This is a genomic window from Prosthecobacter sp., assembly GCF_034366625.1.
Taxonomy (GTDB): domain Bacteria; phylum Verrucomicrobiota; class Verrucomicrobiia; order Verrucomicrobiales; family Verrucomicrobiaceae; genus Prosthecobacter.
Genome location: NZ_JAXMIH010000010.1, coordinates 110,421 through 131,354, shown reverse-complemented (window position 1 = coordinate 131,354; position 20,934 = coordinate 110,421). Strand labels below are relative to the sequence as shown.

Annotated in this window: 20 protein-coding genes; 10 read left to right on the top strand and 10 right to left on the bottom strand. The window is 61.5% G+C overall.

Annotated elements, in window-relative coordinates:
* Window positions 1-17 precede the first annotated feature (17 nt).
* The 3 genes from U1A53_RS13005 to U1A53_RS12995 form a co-directional block, all read right to left on the bottom strand.
* The gene (locus U1A53_RS13005; protein ID WP_322281505.1) at window positions 18-461 is read right to left on the bottom strand and encodes a universal stress protein; all 444 of its coding nucleotides are present in this window, start codon (window positions 459-461) and stop codon (window positions 18-20) included.
* Window positions 462-533: 72 nt separating this feature from the next.
* Window positions 534-1,361: an NAD(P)-dependent oxidoreductase gene (locus U1A53_RS13000; protein ID WP_322281503.1), complete on the bottom strand. Its 828-nt coding sequence runs from the start codon at window positions 1,359-1,361 to the stop codon at window positions 534-536.
* 9 nt (window positions 1,362-1,370) lie between these two features.
* Window positions 1,371-2,450, bottom strand: a complete 1,080-nt coding sequence (locus U1A53_RS12995) for a peptidylprolyl isomerase (protein WP_322281501.1) — start codon at window positions 2,448-2,450, stop codon at window positions 1,371-1,373.
* A gap of 153 nt (window positions 2,451-2,603) precedes the next feature.
* Here U1A53_RS12995 and U1A53_RS12990 point away from each other — a divergent pair, with 153 nt between their 5' ends.
* The 4 genes from U1A53_RS12990 (at window position 2,604) to U1A53_RS12975 (ending at window position 5,815) form a co-directional block, all read left to right on the top strand.
* A complete protein-coding gene (locus U1A53_RS12990; RefSeq protein WP_322281499.1) occupies window positions 2,604-3,482 on the top strand; it encodes a type II CAAX endopeptidase family protein in 879 nt (292 codons plus the stop codon).
* A 122-nt stretch (window positions 3,483-3,604) separates the two neighbouring features.
* On the top strand, window positions 3,605-4,099 hold the full coding sequence (gene rplI / locus U1A53_RS12985; protein ID WP_322281497.1) for a 50S ribosomal protein L9: 495 nt from the start codon (window positions 3,605-3,607) through the stop codon (window positions 4,097-4,099).
* Between the two features lie 176 nt (window positions 4,100-4,275).
* Window positions 4,276-5,313, top strand: a complete 1,038-nt coding sequence (locus U1A53_RS12980; RefSeq protein WP_322281496.1) for a Gfo/Idh/MocA family oxidoreductase — start codon at window positions 4,276-4,278, stop codon at window positions 5,311-5,313.
* Window positions 5,314-5,488: 175 nt separating this feature from the next.
* Window positions 5,489-5,815, top strand: a complete 327-nt coding sequence (locus U1A53_RS12975) for a hypothetical protein (RefSeq protein ID WP_322281494.1) — start codon at window positions 5,489-5,491, stop codon at window positions 5,813-5,815.
* Window positions 5,816-5,959: 144 nt separating this feature from the next.
* Here the strand turns inward: U1A53_RS12975 and U1A53_RS12970 are convergent, their stop codons facing one another.
* A complete protein-coding gene (locus U1A53_RS12970; RefSeq protein WP_322281492.1) occupies window positions 5,960-6,106 on the bottom strand; it encodes a PEP-CTERM sorting domain-containing protein in 147 nt (48 codons plus the stop codon).
* A 50-nt stretch (window positions 6,107-6,156) separates the two neighbouring features.
* A complete protein-coding gene (locus U1A53_RS12965; protein ID WP_322281490.1) occupies window positions 6,157-6,933 on the bottom strand; it encodes a hypothetical protein in 777 nt (258 codons plus the stop codon).
* A gap of 200 nt (window positions 6,934-7,133) precedes the next feature.
* Between U1A53_RS12965 and U1A53_RS12960 the strand changes: the two genes are divergently transcribed.
* Together U1A53_RS12960 and U1A53_RS12955 are read left to right on the top strand one after the other, a co-directional pair.
* Window positions 7,134-7,706: a TlpA disulfide reductase family protein gene (locus U1A53_RS12960; protein ID WP_322281488.1), complete on the top strand. Its 573-nt coding sequence runs from the start codon at window positions 7,134-7,136 to the stop codon at window positions 7,704-7,706.
* Between the two features lie 292 nt (window positions 7,707-7,998).
* Window positions 7,999-8,184, top strand: coding sequence for a CsbD family protein (locus U1A53_RS12955; RefSeq protein ID WP_322281486.1), 186 nt, complete (start codon window positions 7,999-8,001; stop codon window positions 8,182-8,184).
* Between the two features lie 98 nt (window positions 8,185-8,282).
* On the opposite strand, the gene U1A53_RS12950 is transcribed toward U1A53_RS12955, so the two are convergent.
* The 3 genes from U1A53_RS12950 to U1A53_RS12940 are packed head-to-tail and all read right to left on the bottom strand — an operon-like array spanning window position 8,283 to window position 11,910.
* A complete protein-coding gene (locus tag U1A53_RS12950; RefSeq protein WP_322281484.1) occupies window positions 8,283-9,626 on the bottom strand; it encodes a PQQ-binding-like beta-propeller repeat protein in 1,344 nt (447 codons plus the stop codon).
* A gap of 46 nt (window positions 9,627-9,672) precedes the next feature.
* A complete protein-coding gene (locus U1A53_RS12945; RefSeq protein ID WP_322281482.1) occupies window positions 9,673-10,629 on the bottom strand; it encodes a hypothetical protein in 957 nt (318 codons plus the stop codon).
* 6 nt (window positions 10,630-10,635) lie between these two features.
* Window positions 10,636-11,910 carry a hypothetical protein gene (locus tag U1A53_RS12940; protein WP_322281480.1) on the bottom strand — a complete coding sequence of 425 codons (1,275 nt, stop codon included), beginning with the start codon at window positions 11,908-11,910 and terminating at the stop codon, window positions 10,636-10,638.
* Between the two features lie 139 nt (window positions 11,911-12,049).
* Here U1A53_RS12940 and U1A53_RS12935 point away from each other — a divergent pair, with 139 nt between their 5' ends.
* The 3 genes from U1A53_RS12935 to U1A53_RS12925 all read left to right on the top strand — a co-directional run bounded on the left by U1A53_RS12935 (window position 12,050) and on the right by U1A53_RS12925 (window position 15,118).
* Window positions 12,050-12,964: a PfkB family carbohydrate kinase gene (locus U1A53_RS12935; protein WP_322281478.1), complete on the top strand. Its 915-nt coding sequence runs from the start codon at window positions 12,050-12,052 to the stop codon at window positions 12,962-12,964.
* A 94-nt stretch (window positions 12,965-13,058) separates the two neighbouring features.
* On the top strand, window positions 13,059-13,871 hold the full coding sequence (menB, locus tag U1A53_RS12930) for a 1,4-dihydroxy-2-naphthoyl-CoA synthase (protein ID WP_322281477.1): 813 nt from the start codon (window positions 13,059-13,061) through the stop codon (window positions 13,869-13,871).
* A 56-nt stretch (window positions 13,872-13,927) separates the two neighbouring features.
* Window positions 13,928-15,118, top strand: a complete 1,191-nt coding sequence (locus tag U1A53_RS12925) for an ABC transporter permease (RefSeq protein WP_322281475.1) — start codon at window positions 13,928-13,930, stop codon at window positions 15,116-15,118.
* On the opposite strand, the gene U1A53_RS12920 is transcribed toward U1A53_RS12925, so the two are convergent.
* Together U1A53_RS12920 and U1A53_RS12915 are read right to left on the bottom strand one after the other, a co-directional pair.
* On the bottom strand, window positions 15,119-16,900 hold the full coding sequence (locus tag U1A53_RS12920) for an ABC transporter ATP-binding protein (RefSeq protein WP_322281473.1): 1,782 nt from the start codon (window positions 16,898-16,900) through the stop codon (window positions 15,119-15,121).
* A gap of 128 nt (window positions 16,901-17,028) precedes the next feature.
* The gene (locus U1A53_RS12915; RefSeq protein ID WP_322281471.1) at window positions 17,029-19,206 is read right to left on the bottom strand and encodes a hypothetical protein; all 2,178 of its coding nucleotides are present in this window, start codon (window positions 19,204-19,206) and stop codon (window positions 17,029-17,031) included.
* A gap of 612 nt (window positions 19,207-19,818) precedes the next feature.
* Between U1A53_RS12915 and U1A53_RS12910 the strand changes: the two genes are divergently transcribed.
* Window positions 19,819-20,934 (top strand): Zn-dependent alcohol dehydrogenase, encoded by a 1,116-nt coding sequence (locus U1A53_RS12910; RefSeq protein WP_322281469.1) that lies wholly within the window; start codon window positions 19,819-19,821, stop codon window positions 20,932-20,934.

Genomic DNA, 20,934 nt, shown 5'->3' with positions numbered 1-20,934 from the left:
AGATGGGGACAAACGGCTCACTCCCGTACCACCAGCACGCTGCAAGGCGCGTGGCGCACGACTTTCTCCGCCACGCTGCCCAGCAGCGCGTGCTTCAGGCCGGAATGCCCGTGGGTGGGGATGATGATCGCGTCCGCTTTTTCATCCGCCGCAGACTGGCAGATCACGTCCGCCGGACGGCCGTCCCTGACCACCACGCGCACGCTTGTGGCGTTGGAGAAGGCTTCAGTAGCCAGCTTTTTGAGGCTGTTCTCCGCTGCGTGGCGCATCTGCGCATGGAGGTCGCTCGTCTGCACGCGGAGTCCTTGATACGCGGGTTCGGTGACGTGCAGCAGGATGATTTCAGCACCGGATTTTTGATGCAGCGCTGCGGCGAAATGAACGGCGGCTTCCGCGCACTCGGAAAAGTCCGTCGGCACCAGGATTTTCTGCCAGAGGTCGGGAGTAGCGGAGGTTTTCATGGCGGTTCATACATGCTTGGCACACACACAACGGCAAGCGTCTTCGTCGTAGAAAATCCGCAGCATCCGACCTCAGCGCTGGCCTATCACGCTGAAATCGAGGTCGCCCTTGCCTGCGTCCACGCCTTTGCGCATCGCGGCGGCGGTGCAGTCGAGCGCGGGAGCATTCAGCTTGGCCTCGGCGGCCAGTTCGCGGGCGAAGTCGGCGTCCTTGAGCATGTTGCGCAGAGAGAAATGCGGCTCGAAGTCGGCTTTGATGATGGCGGGGAGTTTCATGCCGATGAGCATGGAGTAGTTGGCGTTTGACTCCAGGGCTTCGTGCAGGCGCTCCAGCGGGATGCCATTGGCCTGCGTGATCGCGGCGGCTTCGGCGACGGCTTCGACGATGACGGCAGAAACGAGGTTGGTGACGATCTTGAGCACCATCGCGTCACCCACACCGCCGAGCGGCAGGATTTTGGCCGAACTGGCTTCGAGTACCGGCTTGGCGCGTTCGAGCATCAAATCGCTGCCCCCGATGTAGTAGCAGAGCTTGCCATTCTGCGCGGCCATCTTGCTGCCGGTGAAGGGCGCGTCGAGAAACGCGGCGCCGGTGGCTTCGACGAGCTTCGCGGCTTCCAGCGTGGCATGCTTGCTCACGGTGGCATGGTTCATGACGAGATGCCCGGCCTTGAGCGCAGGCTTCATGTCCTCGATGGCCTCGATGAGCGCCGCGCTGTCCCGCACAAAGATTTGGATGATGCCGGCGGCCTCGGCCACCTCACGCGGAGACGAAAGGAAATTCGGCACAGGGCGGGCGCTGCGGCTCCACACAAAGACTTCATGTCCTGCCTTGCGCAGATTGTCCGCCACACGACTGCCGATGATGCCGAGACCAAGAACGCCCACGTTTTGTTTCATGCGCGGCATTTAGGGCGCAGGTTCGACGTGGTCAATGACCTGCGGGTGATAAAACACGAATTTCGTGGGCTGCTGCGAGCGCTGACGCAGTTCACCGACGAGGCTTTTCACGGCTTCCTCACGGCGCTGGCTGGTCAACAGGGCAAGAATCTCATCCCTGGCCTCCTCCAAGGACGGCAGGCGCGCTTCGCGGCGCTCCATCACGATGATGAGATGCCAGCCAAGCTTCGTGGGCACTGGATCACTGAATTGCCCGATCTTCAGCCTCTCCACAGCGGCCATGAAATCCTCCGGCAGACGCTCACGCGTGCACCAGCCGAGATCACCGCCGATTTTCTTCGTGCCGTCATCGTCCGAGTGTAGTGCGGTCAGTTCGGCGAAGGTTTTTTCCTTGGTAATGAGCTGGCGGTGAATCTCGCGGATCTCCACCTCGCGGTCAGGCTTTGTTTTGTCATGCCTCGTGAGAAACAGGTGCGCGGCATGGTGCGCCTGCGGAATGCGCAGCGTTTCTTTGAACTCATCATACCACGTCCGCGTGTCGGCTTCGGTCACTTCGGCGAGACGATGGGCGATTTTTTCGGTGATCCATGCCTCATCGAGCTGCGCGTCACGAATCGCTGTATCGAGCGACTTTTGTGTCTGCTGCTGCGCGGCGAGGCGGCCGGGATACTCGGCCGCATTGGCGAACTGGCGCTGCATCATCTCGGATTCGCGCCGGGCCTCGGCGGCGGACGGCACCGTGTCGAGGCCGTTCATGATGCGGAAGGCGCGCACGATGCGGTCGTTGACGAGGGTTTCGAGCACCAGCCAGCGCGTCTGCTTGCGCGCCTCGGCGTTGAGCGCGGCCCAGGACTCGCTCCGCTTCCAAAGATGCTCGCGCATGGCCTCCTCCAGTTCCAGGCGGGTGAGCGGTCGGCCATAGACCTCCGCCGCATACCCGCCTCCCGCGCCTTCGGGGGATGATCCCCTGCCCTGCATCAATCGCGCATGCAGCGGGCCTTTGCAGGCATACAGATCCGCCAGCAGATAACAGGCGGCGATGAAATAGACGGCGAAACGCCAGGGAAAGCCTTGGAGTGAGAACGGCATGAGCAGGCGCAGACTAAAACAGCCAGCAGCAATGACAACCATGCGCCGACGTCTGATCTTCAGGCACTGCCCACTTCGAACGGCATTTCGCGCCGGTCTGGCAAGGGTCTCTCTCTGTTGAAAGAAGCCGCGTCACCTTCGGGTTGAGCTCGTATGGACGCTCCTCCCGACGAACTCCCAGCCCTGTCATTGCCGCCGCCACTGCCTCCGGCCAAACCGCCCGGTCCCCGTCTTGGCAAGGCCTTGCTGGTGAGCTTCCTTTTCTATGTCGTGGTATTTGCCGTGACCATCCCCATCGCCATCTACTGCGCGGTGAGCAAGCAGAAGCCTGATTCCATCCTCATCATGTTCACCAGCCAGGCGGTGGGGTGGCCGGTAGCGCTCTGGCTGGGACTAGTGTTCATCAAGCGGCCCTGGAGCGGCTCCTACACCATCCGGGGTTTCCCATCACGCATCCTGCCCGGCCTCATCATCGGCTGCTTCGGCCTGACCATCGTGCTCCTCCACTTTGCCAGCCTCATCCCGATGCCGGACGCTTTCAAACAGGCGTTCCTGGGCCTGACACAAGGTAATGCCGCGATCTTCTTCGTCTCCATCACGCTGATCGCACCCGTCGCGGAGGAATTGTTTTTTCGCGGCTGGATGCTGCGCGGCTTCTTCGCCAACTACTCCGCGGCAAAATCCATCTGGCTCACGGCGGTCATCTTCGCCCTCTTCCATCTCAATCCCTGGCAGGCGGTGGTGGCCCTGCCGCTCGGCCTGCTTTTTGGCTGGTTGGTGCTGCGCACCGGCTCGCTCGCGCCCGGCATCATCGGTCATTTCACGGTCAATTTCTCCACCAACTACCTCATCATTCCCTTCGCCATGCTGCTCGGTCATGGCGCGGAAGAGATGCAGCAGGAAGACCACATGCCCGGCGACCTCCTTGCTGCCGGTGCCGTGCTCAGCGTCGTGGGCCTGGGCTGGATGTGGCGGGAATTGAAAAAAGTCCCCGCAGTGGGACTTGAGGCCGGCACCTCGCTCGGAGTGTGACAGCCTGCGATGCGCCGTCTGATCCTGCTGCTGAAGGCCTTCTGAAAGAACCCTGATTCCGCCTTTGACAGAGGTTAGGAGGCGTGTAGTTTCGCGCCCCTTTTCCCCCAGGGAACGTCGCCATGCCAAACACCCAAGTCATTCTCAAAGAAAAAATCAAAGGTCTCGGAGCCGAGGCTGATGTCGTCAGCGTGAAACGCGGCTTTGCCCGCAATTTTCTGCTCCCCCAAGGCAAGGCCTACGAAGCCACCAAAGGCAACCTTCGCTACACCGAGCGTCTCAAGGCCGTGCGTGCCGAGCGTGAGGCCAAGGAAGTCGCTGAAGCCGAAAAGCTGGCCGCAAAGCTCAAGAAGCTGAAGCTGAAGCTTTCCCTTTCCACCGGTCAGGGCGGCAAGGCCTTCGGTTCCATCACCACTATCGACATCGCCAAGGCCATCACCGAGGAGACGAAGCTGGAGATCGACCGTCATATGATCGTGCTGGAAAAGCCGATCAAGAACACCGGCAACTTCGAGATCGTCGTCAAGCTCGGCCACGAAGTCACCGCCACCATCAAGCTGGCCGTCTCTGCCGCTGGCGAAGCCGCTCCGGCCGAGGAAGAAGCCGCCGCCGAGTAAGCTTCATCCCCGCACTCTTCTTGTGAAGCCGCCCCGCATCCGCCGGGCGGCTTCACTGTTTTCGGGCCAACTTGGCGCGGCAAAATCATCCCGCGATGGCAAACAAGCGAAAGAGCCGCCGCAGAACGAGGTATTGACTTTCTCGCCTCCGTTTTGGAGCATTCCCAATTCACACCATGAAGAAATACAACGTCGGAATCATCGGATACGGCTGGGCCGCCAGCGCTCACATCGAAGCCATCAACAAAACCAAGCAGGGCCAGGTCACCGCGATCTATTCCTCCCGCAAACTGGACGACGCGGAGCTCAGCGCCAAGCACGGCACGCCGATCAAGAGCTATCAAAATCTCGACGAGATGCTCGCCAATCCCGACATCCATGTGGTGGACATCTCCAGCTACCCCAGCCAGCACCGCGCCCAAGCCGTGGCCGCCGCGAATGCGAAGAAGCACATCATCCTCGAAAAGCCGATGGCCAACTCCTTGCAGGAAGTGCGCGAGATCGCCGCGGCAGCGAAAGCGAACGGCGTGAAGGGCTGCGTCTGCTTCGAGTGCCGCTGGTCGAACCAGTTCCAGGTCACCAAGGCGCTCATTGATGAAGGCCTGCTCGGTGCCCTGCATTATGGTGAGGTCGATTACTACCACGGCATCGGCCCTTGGTACGGCCAGTTCCGCTGGAACACCGGCAAGAAAGACGGCGGCAGTGCCCTCCTCACAGCCGGCTGTCATGCGCTCGATGCCCTGCTCATGGTCATGGGCAATGAAGTGGACAGCGTCACCAGCTTCTCCACCAAATCCAAGAGCGACATCTTCAAGCCCTACGAGTACGACACCACCAGCGTCACCCTCATCCACTTCAAAAACGGCAGCATCGGCAAAGCCGCCGCCGTGGTGGACTGCCTGCAGCCCTACTACTTCCACACCCACCTCTGCGGCAGCCAGGGCAGCCTGCTGGACGACAAGTTCCACTCCATGAAGCTCCACACCGACAAGCACGCCTGGAGCAAGCTCTCCATGAAGATGCTCGACTCCGGCGACGTGAGCGACCACCCCTACGAATCCCAGTTCCAGGCCTTCTTCGACGCCCTCGATGAAGGCAAGGACATGCCCCTCACCAGTTTCCCCGAAGCTCTGAAGAGCTTCGAAGTCATCTTCGCCTCCGACCGCAGCGCCGAGCTCGGCGGCAAGCCGGTCAAGATCAGCGATCTCGACTAGGCTCTGGAATCCTTGACCTCTTGACGCGTTGAACGGCCGTCAAGAGGTCAAGAATAGTGCCGCCGATTTTCCCAACTGCCCCCTTGCGTGTCTGCTCCGCGTGCTGAGACTGGGGCTGCGGTGCCCTCTCGAAGCGAACCGCTTCATCTCTCCCACCTTCAACCATCCCACACCCATGCAAATCAACTTTGAAAAGGCCCACAAGTTGATCACCACTCTCGAAGAGAAACTCCAGGCTACCACGTCCCACGCCAACCAGGCGCGCGAGGTGCTGGATGAATGGCGGCAGAAAGGGGAGACCCGCCTGCGCAAGAAAACCGCCCAGGCCCTCAAGCTCGTGCGCAAGAAGGCCGACAGCTTTGCCAGAGCGCTCACCCATCTGGAGCAGAATCTCGCCAAGTCTCTCGACAATCTCTCCGCCTCGCTCGTCCAGCCTGCACCCGGCAAGGCGAAGCCCTCGGCGAAAACAGCACGCAAAGCCGCCACCAAAGCCGCGAAGTAAGTTCCGCGCCCCCGCTGCGCGGAAGGCAGGATCACGCATCCATCCGCTCCTCCTTGCCTCAGGCTTTCTACTTTTTGCTTTCCAAATTTTCTCGTCCTGCGGCGCTACTTCGCCAGCGCGTTCTCCATTTTTCTCCCCGCTGTCTCAAATCGACGCCCGACCTGTTCCCGCTGTCACTTCGCGGCGACGATGGAGTTTCAAACACACCAGACTCACCAGCAGCAGCATGGCGCGTGAGGGTTCGGGAGCGAGCGTGGCGTTGTCCAGATCGAAGTTCGCGGTGAACGGCATGCTGGCGACGGCAAAAAATCCCACATACGGGCTGGTGGCCAGCTCCGAAGTCAGGATGCCGGTGTCTTGGATATTATCGCCAAAATACCGAACTGGAGCGTCGCGGGCAGCAACACATTGTTCACCGCAGTGCTCGTGCCGCTCCTGTTGATAAGGGTGTTCCCCGTCGAATAGTTGTTGAGGAGTTCCAGGAACGAGCCCGCATACGAAGAAAGCAACTGATACTGTCCCAGCCCGTCCTGATAGTAAAACGACGTGGTGCCGCCTTCATACACCTGATGGGTCAGCGTCGTGGTGGTGTCATGCCAGTAGCTCGCCGGCTTGTTGTAATCCATCGCATAGGCGGACATATCCGCGTAGATCGTGGTGCCCGCGTTGAGAATCGTGCCGTTGGGCAGGTTCAATGCCGACCCCAGTGTGCCCGACGCCGCCGCCACTGGCAGACGAGCGCCATTGGCATAGGATTGAATGCTGAAGTTGGGGCGGGTGCCGCCAAACACACTCGTCGTGGTGCCGAGCGCCGCCGTGGCGGTGGTGCCCACGCCATCCAGCAGGCTGTAGGTAACGGCGATCAGCGTGCCCTGCCCCAGCAGATTCGCCGGGTGGTTGGGACCAAAGCGCGCAGCGCCGGTCGCCGGACTGGTGAAGGGCAGAAGGACAGGCCGCGTGTTCATCGTCGTATTGGAAAAGCTGCCGCTCCAACTGCTGATGGAGCCGTGGCCCACGACGAACATGTTGTTGAACTGCACGGAAACGACGGCGGCTGACACTCCGGTGAGGCCAAGACCCAAGGTCACCGCAGCAAGCAGGAGAGTGATTCTTTTCATACCACAAGCGTGTTGAAAGTTCCGACCCTGAAGTGTCCGGAACCGCTGGGCTGATAAGACCCCGCGACTCCGTGTTTTGAAAATGACATGGCAGCCGGGGTGAGATCAATGCCTATTTGAGATGAGAGCCGCCAGCGGCAGCGTGCTTCCCATTGCACTTCCTTCCCCTCCTCCTCATACTTCCTTGGAGACTCCCTGCCATGCCACCTCGCTCACAACCCTGGCTCTGCTGGATGGCCATCGTCGCCTTCCTCGGCGCGGCGGCGTTGCGGGCGGCCGATGATCAAGGGCGCGCGCTGCTCGGCACCACGGCTCCGGAATGGCAGGTGCAGGACTGGCTCCACTCCCCGCCGCTCAAGCTCGCCGATCTCCGTGGCAAGGTCATCCTCGTCCGCTGGTGGACCTCCCCCGGCTGTCCCTTCTGCGCCGCCACCGCGCCCGCCCTCAATGACTTTCACCAGCGCTATCGGGAGCGCGGCCTCGTCGTCCTCGGCTTCTACCATCACAAAAGCCCCGCGCCCTTGCAGCCCGGCCATGTCGCGGCGCAGGCCAAACAGCTCGGCTTGGTGTTCCCCATCGCCACTGATCCCGGCTGGCAGACCCTCAAACAATGGTGGCTCCAACCCGCCGAGCGCGACTTCACCAGCGTCTCCTTCCTCCTCGATAAGCAAGGTCGCATCCACCACATCCATCCCGGCGGCGAATACCCCCTCGGCAGCAAGGACCACCAGACCCTGCAAGCCCAGATCGAGTCCCTGCTCAGCAAGCCGTAAGCCTGGACGCGGAGAGCCGCTGCGCTCAGTCGGTTTGCCTTCAGCGATCTCCACTGCGCTCCGGCTCGCTTCTTTGCGATTGTCTCCAAGTTTGACTCCCTCGTGCATCACACTCGTGTCGGGCTACGCCCAATGCTTCGCATGGTCTGTCTCGCATGTCGCCACCGTGCTCGGCTCCGCATCGGCTCTCCTTCCGTTCTTTCGAATCCACTCCCACACTCATTCCCAACCGTCATCCCTACGGCAAAACCGCTCCCACCACGATTCATGGGGAGCAACAACCCTCCATCCCATGACAAAACTCGTATTCAAAGGCTCCTGGAATGAGATCAAAGGCAAGATGAAGCAGAAGTATGCCAAGCTCACCGATGACGACTTCCTCTTCACCGAAAGCAAGGACGACGAGCTGCTCGGCCGACTCCAAAGAAAAACCGAAGAAACCAAACAAAAGCTGCGGGACTACATCGCCAGTCTGTAACGGCGCATCCGCGAATCGTGGCAGGCTCACTTCCGGAGGGCAAGGCTCCGGCGCTGCCGAATTCAGCAACGCCGGAGCCTTGCCCTCCAAAAGCGGCATCACTCGCCGATGCAGTAGAGCGTGCGGGAGGAGCGGAGGAAGATCTGACCGTTGCTGAGGGCGGGGGTGGAGCTGTGGTCGGAGGTGTCGCCTTCGATGCGGTTGCGGGCGACGAGCTGGAAGGTGGGGCCGAGTTTGAGGACGAGGACTTCGCCACGGCGGGTGACTTGGTAGAGATGGCCATTCGCAGCGACGGGTGAGGAGTAATCGCCGCCACCGCCACGGCGTCCACCGCCACCACCGAAGCCGCCTTGATTGCCGTCAGGACGATTGGTGGAGGCAGTGTTGCCACCGCCGGTGGACTCAATGCGCTCGTTGTAGATTTCCGCGCCGGTCTTGGCATCGCGACACACCGCGAGTGAACTGCTGATCCAGTAGAGGCGGCCTTCCCACAGGACGGGCGTGGCGATGCGGGAGCCGTTGGAGCCGGTCCAGAGGGTGTGCGTGGCGCTGACATCGCCTTTGCCACCGGCCTTGATGGCGACGGAGCCGCCGCCGCGTTCGCCCATGGCGAAGACGGTGGTGCCGTCGGTGACGACGCTGTTGCAGACGGAGTCACTTTGCAATCCCTGCGCATACCAGCGCAGCTTGCCACTCTCGGGGTTGAAGCCCCAGACTTCGCCGGGCACGGCGATGACAAGATCGGTGCCGGCAACGACAGGGCTGCCCCAAGTGCTGGCGAAGCCTTCGGAGGGCGCTTTCCAAAGTTGTTTGCCGGTGTTTTTATCGAAGCCGAACATCGCCTGGCTTTCGATGACGGCGGGCACGATCAACACATCACCGTGTATCACAGGACTGGAGGCGGTGCCCCAGCCGCGACGGTCGTCCCAATCTCCCACCTCGGCCTGCCAGAGCGGTTTGCCGTCGAGATCGAAGGCATGAACACCGGACTTGCCGAAGAAGGCGAAGACGCTTTTGCCATCAGAGACAGGAGTGTGGCTGGCGTAGCCATTCTGCGCGAACATGCCGCCGTATTGCTCCTCCGGCTGCTTCGCGGGCACGGTGCGATCCCAGAGGATTTTGCCGGCGGTGCGATCCACGCAGATCAAGTGACGCTTCAAGGCGGTGATGTCGCCGCCGGAGCGTTCACCACTGTCCGCATAACCGCTCCAGCAGGTGACGAACACGCGATCACCCACAACGATGGGACTGGAGGAGCCGGGGCCGGGCAATGCCGTCTGCCATTTGAGATTCTTCGTCGCGCTCCACTCCACCGGCACCGGTTTGTCATCGGGGGCGATGCCGCTGCCATTGGGGCCACGAAAGCGCGGCCAGTCGGCGGCGTTGCTGATGAGATGGACAAAGAGGGATGACAGCAGAAGAAACGACAGGCGCGTGCTCATGCCGGCATTGAACGCGGCGGAACGGCGGCGGTTGCGGAGCGTGTCCTCAAGCCTTCTTGGCGGCCAACTGCCGCGCCTGCTCCACCCACTGCTCACGCTGGATGCGGTCTTTGAAGGCGAGGCGTGCGGAGAATTCTTTGATGTGCTCCTCGTTCCAGGCGGCGATCTGGGCGTAGGTGTAGATGCCGAACTCGTGGAGGCGCTGTTCGAGGACTTTGGCAATGCCTTTGAGCTCGGTGAGGTCGTCGATCTTCTCGGGCCGGGTCTTGTAAATGAGGCCGAGGCGGCGATCGAGCTCGGGCTGGATTGCGACCGCTGGCAGCGGTGTCAGGGGCAGCTCGGTCGTCAGCGTGGGGATGGTGTCGGTGGGGACCAGACCGACCGCAGGAAGAGCGTCGCCCGCCTTTTCAGGTTCCTTCACGACTGGCGGCGTGGCGATGATGGCGGCGAGTGGTGAGGAATGACGCGCGGGTGGTGGCGGTGGCTCGGTGGGAGCAGGCAGTTTGATGCTGGAAGTGATGGGCTCGGCGGGTGGCGGCGCGGGCGTTTTGATCTCGTTGACCGCAGGTCCAGCAGGTGGCGCTGCCGGGGTGACGGTTTTGGACTTGATAACGTTGGCACGCGACCTGGGCAGACGATCCTTGGTGGGGACACGTGCGTCCTGGGGGGGGATGGTTTCCTTCGTGATGGCAGGCACGGCTTCGGCCGCCGGCGCGCCCTCCTTGGGGGGCATGTGGATGGTTTCCGTGGCCATCGCGATGTTGGGACCCGATTTGACGGATTGGTCGCCGATCTTGCGCTTCAACTGGGCGATCTCATCCTTCATGGCGGCGGCTTCACCGCGAAGCTCACGGGTCTGGCGCTTGTAGCGGCCCCAGGTCGCATAGCCAAACAGCAGGCCGATGATGAAAAAGATGATCCCCAGCACGGTGACAAACACACCGCTGTGCATGAGCATGTAGAACAGCGGCTCGGTGGACAGGGATTCAAAGTCGAATTTCATGGGCGGCTATTTGATGAGAAGTTCGACGCTGCGTGGGCTGGCCGGTGCCGAGGGAGAGCCCGCAGGCACGGGATCAAAGACCACGGCGCTGACATCGGCGGCAGGCGCGCCCTGATCAATCAGAAAGGACATCACAGCTTCAGCCCGTGCCTTGCCGATGTCTCTTTCCACGCTTTCAGGCCCGGCAGGATCAGGATGCGCGCCGATCACCAGCCCGAGCGCCGGTCCGGCGGCGAGCAGCGTCGGTGCGAGTGTGGCGAGCTTCGTCTGCTCCAGCGGCGGAATGCGCGCGGAACCAGCATCGAACGCGATCACGCATCCACGCAGGGCCTCGCGCAGCGGATCGAGCGTGGTGGGCGGCAGCTTGGATTGAACTTCGTAGCCGGGGAAATGGTAGATCGAGGGCACGAGCGTGAAGCGGGCATCCACCTTCACCGCACCGGTGACGGGGCGCAGCAGGCCGAGCCAGGCGCTTTCCATCTGTCGTGTGGCCACTCCCACCAGATGCGGGATGCCATCTTCTCCGATGTCGAACGAACGCGGTGGCGGCATGCTGAAGAAACTGCGCACGAAGGCCGCCAGCAACTCTGGTTTCACAAACGCGGCTGGCAGCACATGCGGGCTGGCCTTGAGCGCCGCAGGATCGACCACTCGTGCTCCGGCAACTTCCGCGAGCGCGGCGACGAGCTCTTCTTTCAATGCGGTGTCTGGCAGCAGGCCGGTGAGCGCGATGGCATCAGCCTTGGCGCTGATGTGCAGTTCGGCGGGCACACGCAGCGTGTCGATGATGGACTTGAGCAGGCCGCTGTTCGCCGTGAGCGGCGGTTTGACACCCTCCGGCCAGCGTACTTCCGGCGCGGTGCGCAGTTCATCCGTGCGCACGACGAGGTCAGGCCGGAGTTCGGCAAGCAAACGGCTCACGTTCTGCACTTCGTCCCCTTCGGGCAGCCAGCCACTGAGTAAAAGCGTGTCCTTGTCCAGCTTCGCCTGGAGACCGGCCACCACATGAATCCGGTCGGCACCGGGTTGCAGCCGCAGTGGAACAAGAGATCGGATGGAGGCCAGCGCCTTCTGGCGTGCGGCCGGATCGGGTGCTTCGCCGCTGACGGCGATGTCAAAGAAGCGCACATCCACGACGGGATCGCGCACGCCTGCAGCCGTCAAGCGTGCCATCGCTTCCTGTGTGAGCGCAGGGAGGTTGTCACGGCAAAACAGCCACGCATGCACGCCGGTGGCCACCGGCAGCAGGATCAGCATGAAGAAGATGAGGCTGAGGCGCATGAAAGAGTGGGCGGAGTGGCATTTGACACAACGAGGGGCGAACCGATAATCGCGGCCCCCGCTGGCCGCGTACCGTTAAAGTTGGCCGCCCGCGAGGCAAGGATTAACTGCTACACCTTATCTAACCAAACACACACTCATGTCAGTCGTCATCGCCGGAACCGTCGCCCTAGACAATGTCAAAACCCCGCAGGATTCGCAGGAAAACCTGCTCGGTGGTTCCGCCAGCTACGCGGCGCTGGCCGCCAGCGTCTTCTGCCAGCCGATTCATCTCGTCGGCGTCATCGGCCATGACTTTCCCAAACCGCATCTCGACATGCTGGCCGCACGCGGCATCACGTTGGATGGCCTGGAGCGCAGCTCGGGTGAATCCTTCACCTGGAGCGGTGAATACCACAACGACATGAACAGCCGCACCACGCACAAGGTGGCGCTCAACGTGCTCGAAAACTGGCAGCCCAAGCTCCCCGCCGCCGCCCGTCAGGCCAAGGTGGCCGTGGCCGCAAACATGAGCCCCGACAACCAGATGCAGATGCTCGACCAGGTCGAAGCCGACTTCGTCACCGCCGACACGATGGATCTCTGGATCAACATCGCCAACGAGCGCCTGCACGACGTGCTCAAGCGCATCGACCTGCTCGTCATCAACGACGGCGAGGCGAAGGAATTTGCCGGCACGACCAATCTCGTCGATGCAGGCCGCCGTTTGCAGGCCAAGGGACCGCGTTTTGTCATCGTGAAACGTGGCGAGCACGGCAGCTTCCTGTTTGGCGAGAAGAAGGAAGACTTCTTCGCCTGCTCCGCCTACCCGCTGCACAGCGTGTTTGACCCGACGGGTGCTGGCGACTCCTTCCTCGGCGGTTTGTCCGGCTGGCTGGCCGCGAACGGCAAGACGAAGCCAACGTTTGAAGATTTGAAGACCGCCGTCGTTCACGGCAGCGTCACCGCCAGCTACACCTGCGAAGCGTTCAGCACGCACAAGCTGCAAACGGTCACCAAGGCCGACATCGCGGCACGTATTGCGGAACTGCGGAGCTTCACGGCATTTGCATAAAGTTTGCCGTTGTTTGCGGTGGTTGGCAGTCGTTTGCGATTGTTGTAAAACCACTGCAAACCATCGTCAACAATAGCCAACCATCGCAAACCCTATGTGGCAGACCATCAAAATTTTCAAAGACATCAAGCTGGAGAAAACCAGCGATGGCATCGCCAAGATCACCATCAACCGGCCCAAGGTGCGCAACGCCTTCCGGCCGCTGACCGTGAAGGAGATGTTGGAGGCGTTTGAAATCGTGCATGAGGACCGTGAGGTCGGCGTGGTCATCCTCTGCGGCGAAGGTCCCCTCGCCTTCTGCTCCGGTGGCGACCAGAAAGTGCGTGGCGATGCCGGCTACATCGGCGAAGACGGCGTGCCGCGGCTGAACATCCTTGATGTGCAGCGGAAGATCCGCACGATTCCCAAGCCGGTGGTGGCGATGGTGGCCGGTTACGCCATCGGTGGCGGCCACGTGCTGCATGTCGTCTGCGATTTGACTATCGCGGCGGACAACGCCCGCTTTGGCCAGACCGGGCCTAAAGTCGGCAGCTTCGACGGCGGCCTCGGTTCCAGTTACCTCGCCCGCATTGTGGGCCAGAAGAAAGCGCGTGAGATCTGGTATCTCTGCCGCCAGTATGATGCCAAGCAGGCGCAGGAGATGGGGCTCGTGAACACCGTCGTTCCGCTCGACCAACTCGAAGAAGAAACCCTCAAATGGTGCCGCGAGATGCTCCAGCATTCGCCACTGGCCCTGCGCTGCCTCAAATCCGCCCTCAACGCTGATTGCGACGGCCAGATGGGACTGCTCGATCTCGCTGGCAACGCCACGCTGCTCTACTACATGAGCGAAGAAGGCAAAGAAGGCAAAAACGCCTTCATCGAGAAGCGGAAACCCGACTTCTCCAAGTTCCCGCGAGTGCCTTGAGTTTTTCTGCTGATTCCAGCAGTTGCGCACACGGACGGCTGGCCCATCTTCACGCCATGCTCCGCCTCGCCCTGAAAATGCTGTTTGGTGACACGGCGAAGTACCTGATGCTCGTCGCAGGGCTGGCGGTGGCGACGTTTTTGATGGCGCAGCAGACAGCGGTGTTTTGCGGGCTGATGAGCTGGACGAAATCAACCCTGCGCAACGTTCCGGCACCAATCTGGGTGGTGGAGGAGAAGGTGGAGCAGGTGAACGAGACGAATCCGCTGCTGGACACCGACGTGGCGCGCGTGCGCAGCGTGGGCAGCGTGGCCTGGGCCTCACCGATTTATTCGGGCATCCAGCGCGTGCGATTGGAGAATGGAAATTTCAAGATCATCCAGCTCATCGGCATCGACGCGAACACGCTGGCCGGTGCGCCGGCGAAGATGCTGCAAGGCGATCTGATGCAACTGCGGCTGCCACATTCGGTGATCATCGACGACCTTGGCGTGCAACGACTCGCGAAGAAGCGTGGCGACAAGGTGAAGCTCGGCGATGTGTTCGAGATCAACGACCAGGAAGCGCGGGTGGTGGGCATCGCCGACGCGGTGACCTCCTTCACCGGCGGGCCGTATGTGTGGACGACGTATGAACGCGCGCTGCAATACGTCCCGGCGCAGCGCAAGATGCTCCAGGCGGTGATCTGCGCCCCGCGTGACGGTGTGAGCCTGGAGCAGGCCATCGCAGACATCCGGCGGGAGACGGGCCTGAAGGCCTTCATCAACCGCGAGGCCAGCTTTGGCGAGTTCATGGATCAAACAGGTGAGAAGCCGACAACCAACTTCAACGTCTCGACGGTGTGGTGGTATGTGAAGAACACCGGCATCCCGATTTCCTTCGGCACCACGGTGATCATCGGCCTGCTGGTGGGCATGGCGGTGAGCTGCCAGACATTTTACTCCTTCGTGCTGGAGAACATGCGGCATCTCGGCGCTTTGAAAGCCATGGGAGCCTCGAATGGCATCTTGTGCCTGATGCTGATCGTGCAAGCCTTCACCGTGGGCATCATCGGCTACGGCATCGGCCTGCTGGGTACGGCGGGATTCGCGTTTGGCGCGCTGAAGAACGAGCAACCGCCGTTTTACATGCCGGAATTCGTGCCATTCGCGGTATTGGCGGTCGTTTTGAGCATCTGCATGCTGGCCGCGCTGCTGGGCATCTGGCGCGTGAGCAAACTGGAACCCGCGATGGTGTTTAGAAGCTGATCACTCCAACTGCAGCTTCGCCAGCGAGCCATACAGGCTGCCCGGCTTCGCCACGAGTTCGTCGTGTGTGCCGCGTTCGAGGATCGCTCCGCCGGACATGACGAGGATTTGATCGCAGCGACGCACGGTGCTGAGGCGATGGGCGATGATGATGCTGGTGCGATTTTCCATCAGCTTGTCGAGCGCGTCCTGCACAAGGCGCTCGCTTTCAGCGTCGAGGCTGCTGGTGGCTTCATCGAGGATCAAGATGGCCGGATCGGCGAGAATGGCGCGCGCGATGGCGATGCGCTGGCGCTGACCGCCGGAAAGCTGCGCGCCGCGATCTCCGACGAGCGTTTGATAACCCTCCGTGAGTCCGACGATGAAATCATGCGCGTTCGCCTTCTTCGCGGCGCTGATGATCTCCTCCTCCGAGGCCTCTGGTTTGCCGTAGGCGATGTTTTCTTTGATGCTGCCGCCAAACAACAGCACCTCCTGCGGCACCAGCGCGAGGTTGCGCCGCAACGTGGTGAGCGACATGTCACGGATCGGTTGCCCGTCGATGAGGATTTCTCCCGTTGTTGGCTCGTAGAAGCGGAACAGCAGCGACACACTCGTCGATTTGCCCGAACCACTCGGCCCCACGAGCGCGATGCGCTGGCCGGCCTTGGCGCTGAGATCAAAATCTCGCAGCACCACGGCTTCGGCCCGCGTCGGATAGGCGAAACTGACGCCGTGCATCTCGATCTCGCCCTTGAAGCGCATCTTCGAGGCTCCGGCGGTGTCATCCGGCTCCGTTTCATCCCGCAGAATCTCGCGCACGCGTTCGGTGGCGCCGAGGGAGCGTTGAAGCTGCGTGATCAATTCGGGAAACTGCATGAACGAAGCCGCGATCATGCCGCTGAGACCTGCAAACTGAGTCAGCTCCTCTTTGCCGATGCCGCCGTCATTCAGCATGCGCATGGCGAACCACGTCACCAGAATCAAGGCCACGCTGAACGCGAAGATGATGAAGGCGATGAAGGACGCGCGTGGAATCGCCGCACGAAGCACCGTGCGCAGGTATTCGCCGAGGTTTTTGTCATAACGGGCCATTTCATAAGCTTCGTTGCGGAAGGCCTTCACGCTCACGATGCTTTGCAGGCTCTCGTCCACCACGACCTGCGAGGCCGCGAGGTTGTCCTGCGCTTTCTTGGTCAGTTTGCGAATGCGGGTGCCAAAGATGGCGATCATCACAATCACCACGGGAATCGTGCCGACCATGAACAGCGACAGCTTCACCGACATGTTCAGGATGAGCACGAGGCACAGCGACAGCATCACTGTGTGCCGGATCAGCATCGGAATCGTCACCACCAGCGTCTCACGCATCGCTTCGACATCGTTCGCGAGGCGCGAGGCCAGCTCACCGACACGACGCTGGTTCAGCGTCGTCATTGGCAGACGAATGATGCGGCTGAAGGTGTCGAGCCGCAACGCTGCCAGGGCGCGTTCAGAGGCTTTGGCAAACAGCAGGATACGGAAGAAGGCGATGAACGCCTGCATAGCCACGATGCCCACGAGAAACCACGCGCTGTGATTGAGTTCGGCCATCCATTGCGGCCCGGAGGCTCCGCCGATGCCTTTTCCGGCCAGGGCCGCCAGTTCCTTGATGAAAATGATCGTCATCCCGCCCGTGATCGCCAGCGCGATGAGCGCCGGGATGAACACGTTGTAGTGCGGACGCAGGTAGGTCAGGAAAAAGCCCGCGTCTTTCCATGCCGCGCGGTCCCACAGTTTTTTACTCGCTCGTTCTTCAGCCATGTTAGTTGGTGTGTAAGGAAATCAAGGGTTCAAAGGCGGAGGGCAAAGAGCGAAGGGCTTAGAGTGCATGCTAGCGTGGGCAATAGACATTCTGGACTCTTTGCCCTTCGCTCTACGCCCTTTGCTTCTCACTCCACGCGCACGGTCCAGCGGCGGGTGGGTTTGTCAGTGAGTTCCAATACGCTCAAACTCTCCGCATCGTCTCCCTGGCGTGTGCTGCGGGTGAGGAAATACTCACGTCCGCCGCCGGTCAGCCGCAGATTGATGCCCAACTGGCTGTTGCCATTCTCCAGCGCCCATTCGTGGCGGTAGAGGTAGCTCTTGGGCAGTGTGATGGTCAGCCTGCGGCCTCCGCTGGCAGAACTGCTCAGCGTGGCCTGAATCTCCTGCACTTCAAACTCCGCCGCGTAACCGCTGCCGAAGACCCAGGGCGCAATGGGATCAATCTCCCCCGCGCCATCGCCCGCCTTGCCGGTGATGCGCAGTGCCGCCGTGGCACCTGGTGTCAGGCGCTCGCCATAACTGCGCGCATCGAGGTTCAGCAGCAGTTCATAGGCTTTGCCCGAGGCGCCATCCACAAGATCCACGCCGGTCAGATCCAGTGTCAAAAAAAACTTCATGCTGTCTGCATCCGCCCGCAGCGTGACCGCGCTGTGCTGACCATCCGCCGTGCTCAACGGCACGGTTTCCTTGAGACCAAAGTTGCGCGTGATCTCGACGTAGCGGTCAAAAATCTGCCGCACACCGTTGGCGCTCACAGCAAAGTTCAGCGGCAGGCGCTGGCGGAACGGCGCTTTGGCGTCCGCAGGCAGCGCGAGCCTCAGTGGCAGTGTCTCGGAGCCATTCGCATCCAGCGAGACCTTGCCCTCCTGGCTTTTGCCGCCCCAGCTTGATTCCCAAGAAGCGTTGAGGCCGGCGGCTGTGCTGTTGGTGATTTCCAGCTCAGGCGAAAACTCTGATTCCTGATTGAAGGCCACGCGTGCATTCCAGGAAGCGCTGAACGGGTGCAGCGGCACCACGAGATCGCTGATGCGCGACTCCTTGCCCGCGATCACCAGCACCGGCAGCCGCACTTTGCCATCGCTCAGCGGCAGTTGGAGGGTGTTCGTGATCGTGTAGCTCACCTTCACCGCTTGTTTCGCTCCAGGAGCCAGCGTGAGTTCGGGATTCGTGTCCTTGAGCTTCAAACCGAGCGGCACCAGCGGCAGCACCGTCATGGGCAGGGTCTCACGAGACGTGTTGGTGACCTGGAATTCGAGCGTCAGCTTCCCCTGCCCCTCCAACGTCGCATTCGCATCGCTGAGCCTCCATGCGACCACAGGCGTGCCTTTCATCACATCTTCAAACAGGATGCGTCCCATCGCCGCATGCATGTCCGCCGTCGGTGTCGCCACCTTGCCGGGCGGGGCGGTGTTGAGCCGGCTTTGATACTGCTGCACCAGCGCCGGGAACAGCAGATGGGCTTCACTGGTTCCCGCAGGCGGGGTGAGCAGCCGCGAGAAATCGCCGAGGTCCGAGAACAAAATCTTCCCTGTTTCACAAAATTCACGCATCACACTGTCCGGCCCACGGGTGAGCGCCAGACTCGTCTCCTCCGGGTCCGCCGCCTGCGGGATCGGCCCGGCGACGATGACTTCGAGACGATGCGTGCGTGCCGTGTCCAGCAGGCTGCGCATGGCGATGGCCACATCCGCTGTCGAAGTACCCGCCACACCGTCTTCGAGACCATGAGCCACCAGCACCACATCCGGCTTGCCTTGGAACCCCACCGTCGCCAGCGCCGAGGCGGCGGAAACGATGCTCGAGGTGCGCACCGGCTGCAGCAGAATCTCCGGCCCCAAGACCATGCTCTCCTTGCTGCGCAGCTCGGAGCCCGGCCGAATCACGCGCACACCGCCGGTATAGTAGAATTGATTCGCCAGCGCCTTCGCAAACACGCCCGCAAAGCTCTTGAGCAGCGGATCGGCATCACCCTCGGTCTTCGCGCCATCGAGGATCGCATCGCCCAGCACCACGATCTGCACGCGTTCGCGGCGGGTGAGCTTTAAGAGTGTCTGCGGCAGGTAGGTCTGCCAACGCTCCCGCTGCGCCGGCGCCAGATCGAAGTAGCTCTGCGGTTTCGACTCAGGCTTCGGCAGCTTTGCCTCCGCCTCGCGTGCGGCGGCCTGCAAGGCGGGCAGATCAGGCCTGGCCTCGGCGGCAGGTGCCGTCGGCGGCAGCGGCTCCGGCGTCTGCGCACGGAGACCGGTCACGCCCAGCCACGCCAGAGCGCCGAGAAGGGAGAAAGTCTTGCGGTAGGAAAACATGCGGGCGCTATGTCAGCGAGACCGGCGGCGGCTGCAACCGGGGAGTGGGGGATCGTTCTTGTCGACACACGTATTCTTGTGGAAAATTCTCGCTCTTGTGATCTGCACAATGCTAAAACCACTCGTCTCAGGCAACCTGCCGGGGCCAACAGACAATGAATACCACCCGAGAGATTGATTTGATCAACACATTCGTCGTGTCCGAAAAGCGAGATCGTTGCGTCTATTTTCTCAGTGATCCGAAGCGAAGACAAAAATTCTTGCGCCAACTCTACCATTTTAACGACTTTGACCCTGCGTGCGTGGAGGAGCTCTCAGGTGCAACCAACTCCAATCGTGGCCTTCTTGGCAGAACTACGACGCAGAGGAGCGCCTGAAGAGTGTTACATCGTGAGTGTAAACAAGGAGATGGATGGCACCACGAAACCCCTAGCCGATGTGGTCAACAAAATCTTCGGCTTTGAGGAGGGAACTCTCATATCCTGTGTTCCAGGTCAATTGGCGTACTATGAAGGAGAGGCTCCACACAACCGGTTCATCCTGCATCACAGAGGTGGTTCAACCAGGCGATGATTCGCTTGCCCGTTCTCCACGACTCTCTCTCATCCCGCTATGTCCACCCTCGCCCCCGCCGCCGTTTTGTATGAAGCGAAGACCCCCCTGAGCATCGAGGAGGTGCGCGTGCTGCCGCCGCAAAAGGGCGAGGTCACGGTGCGGATGAAGGCGGCGGGCGTGTGCCACAGCGACCTCCATGTGATGAAGGGCGATCTTTCGATGCCGATGCCGATCATCCTGGGCCACGAAGGCAGCGGTGTGATCGAAGCGGTCGGCGAAGGCGTGACTTCGGTGGAGATCGGCGATCATGTGATCCTCGTCTGGCGGGGTTCGTGCGGGAAATGCGAGTATTGCACCAGCGGACGCCCCGCGCTGTGCGACATGGGCACGACAATGCGTTTCACCGGCCTGATGCCGGACGGCACCACTCGGTTTCAAAACGCAGCGGGCGAGAACATCCGGCATTACGCGGGCGTTTCGGCCTTTTCCTCGCTCTCAACGATGCCGGAGGCCTCGGTGGTGAAAATTCCGCGTGAGTTTTCCTTCGAGAAGGCGGCGCTGATCGGCTGCGGTGTCATCACCGGCGTGGGTGCGGTGGAGCGCGCGGCCAAGGTGCAGCCCAACAGCACGGTGGCCGTGATCGGCTGCGGTGGCATCGGCTTGAACGTCATTCAAGGCGCGCGCATGGCCGGAGCGCGACAGATCATCGCGGTGGACAAATTCACCCGCAAAGAAGCCGACGCGCGGCAGTTTGGAGCCACCGATTACGTCGATGTGAACGCCGGTGATCCCGTGCAGGCCATCAAAGACCTCACCGACGGCAAAGGTGTGGATTATTCCTTCGAAGCCTACGGTTCAGGCAAAACCGCCGAACAGGCCTTCGATGCGACGAAGAAAGGCGGCATGTGCGTGATGGTGGGCATCACCAGCGCGGCGGATCGGGCGTCGATCAACGTCAATCAACTCGTCTATGCCGAGAAAACCCTGCGCGGCAGCCTCTACGGCAGCACCCAGCCACGCACTGATCTGCTGCTGCTCATCGGCATGCACCAGTCCGGCCGCCTGATGCTGGATGAACTCGTCACCAAGCGCTACCCGCTGGAGGGGATCAATGAAGCGTATGACGCGCTCCAGCGCGGCGAAGTGGCGCGGAGTCTGATCGTGTTTGAGTGA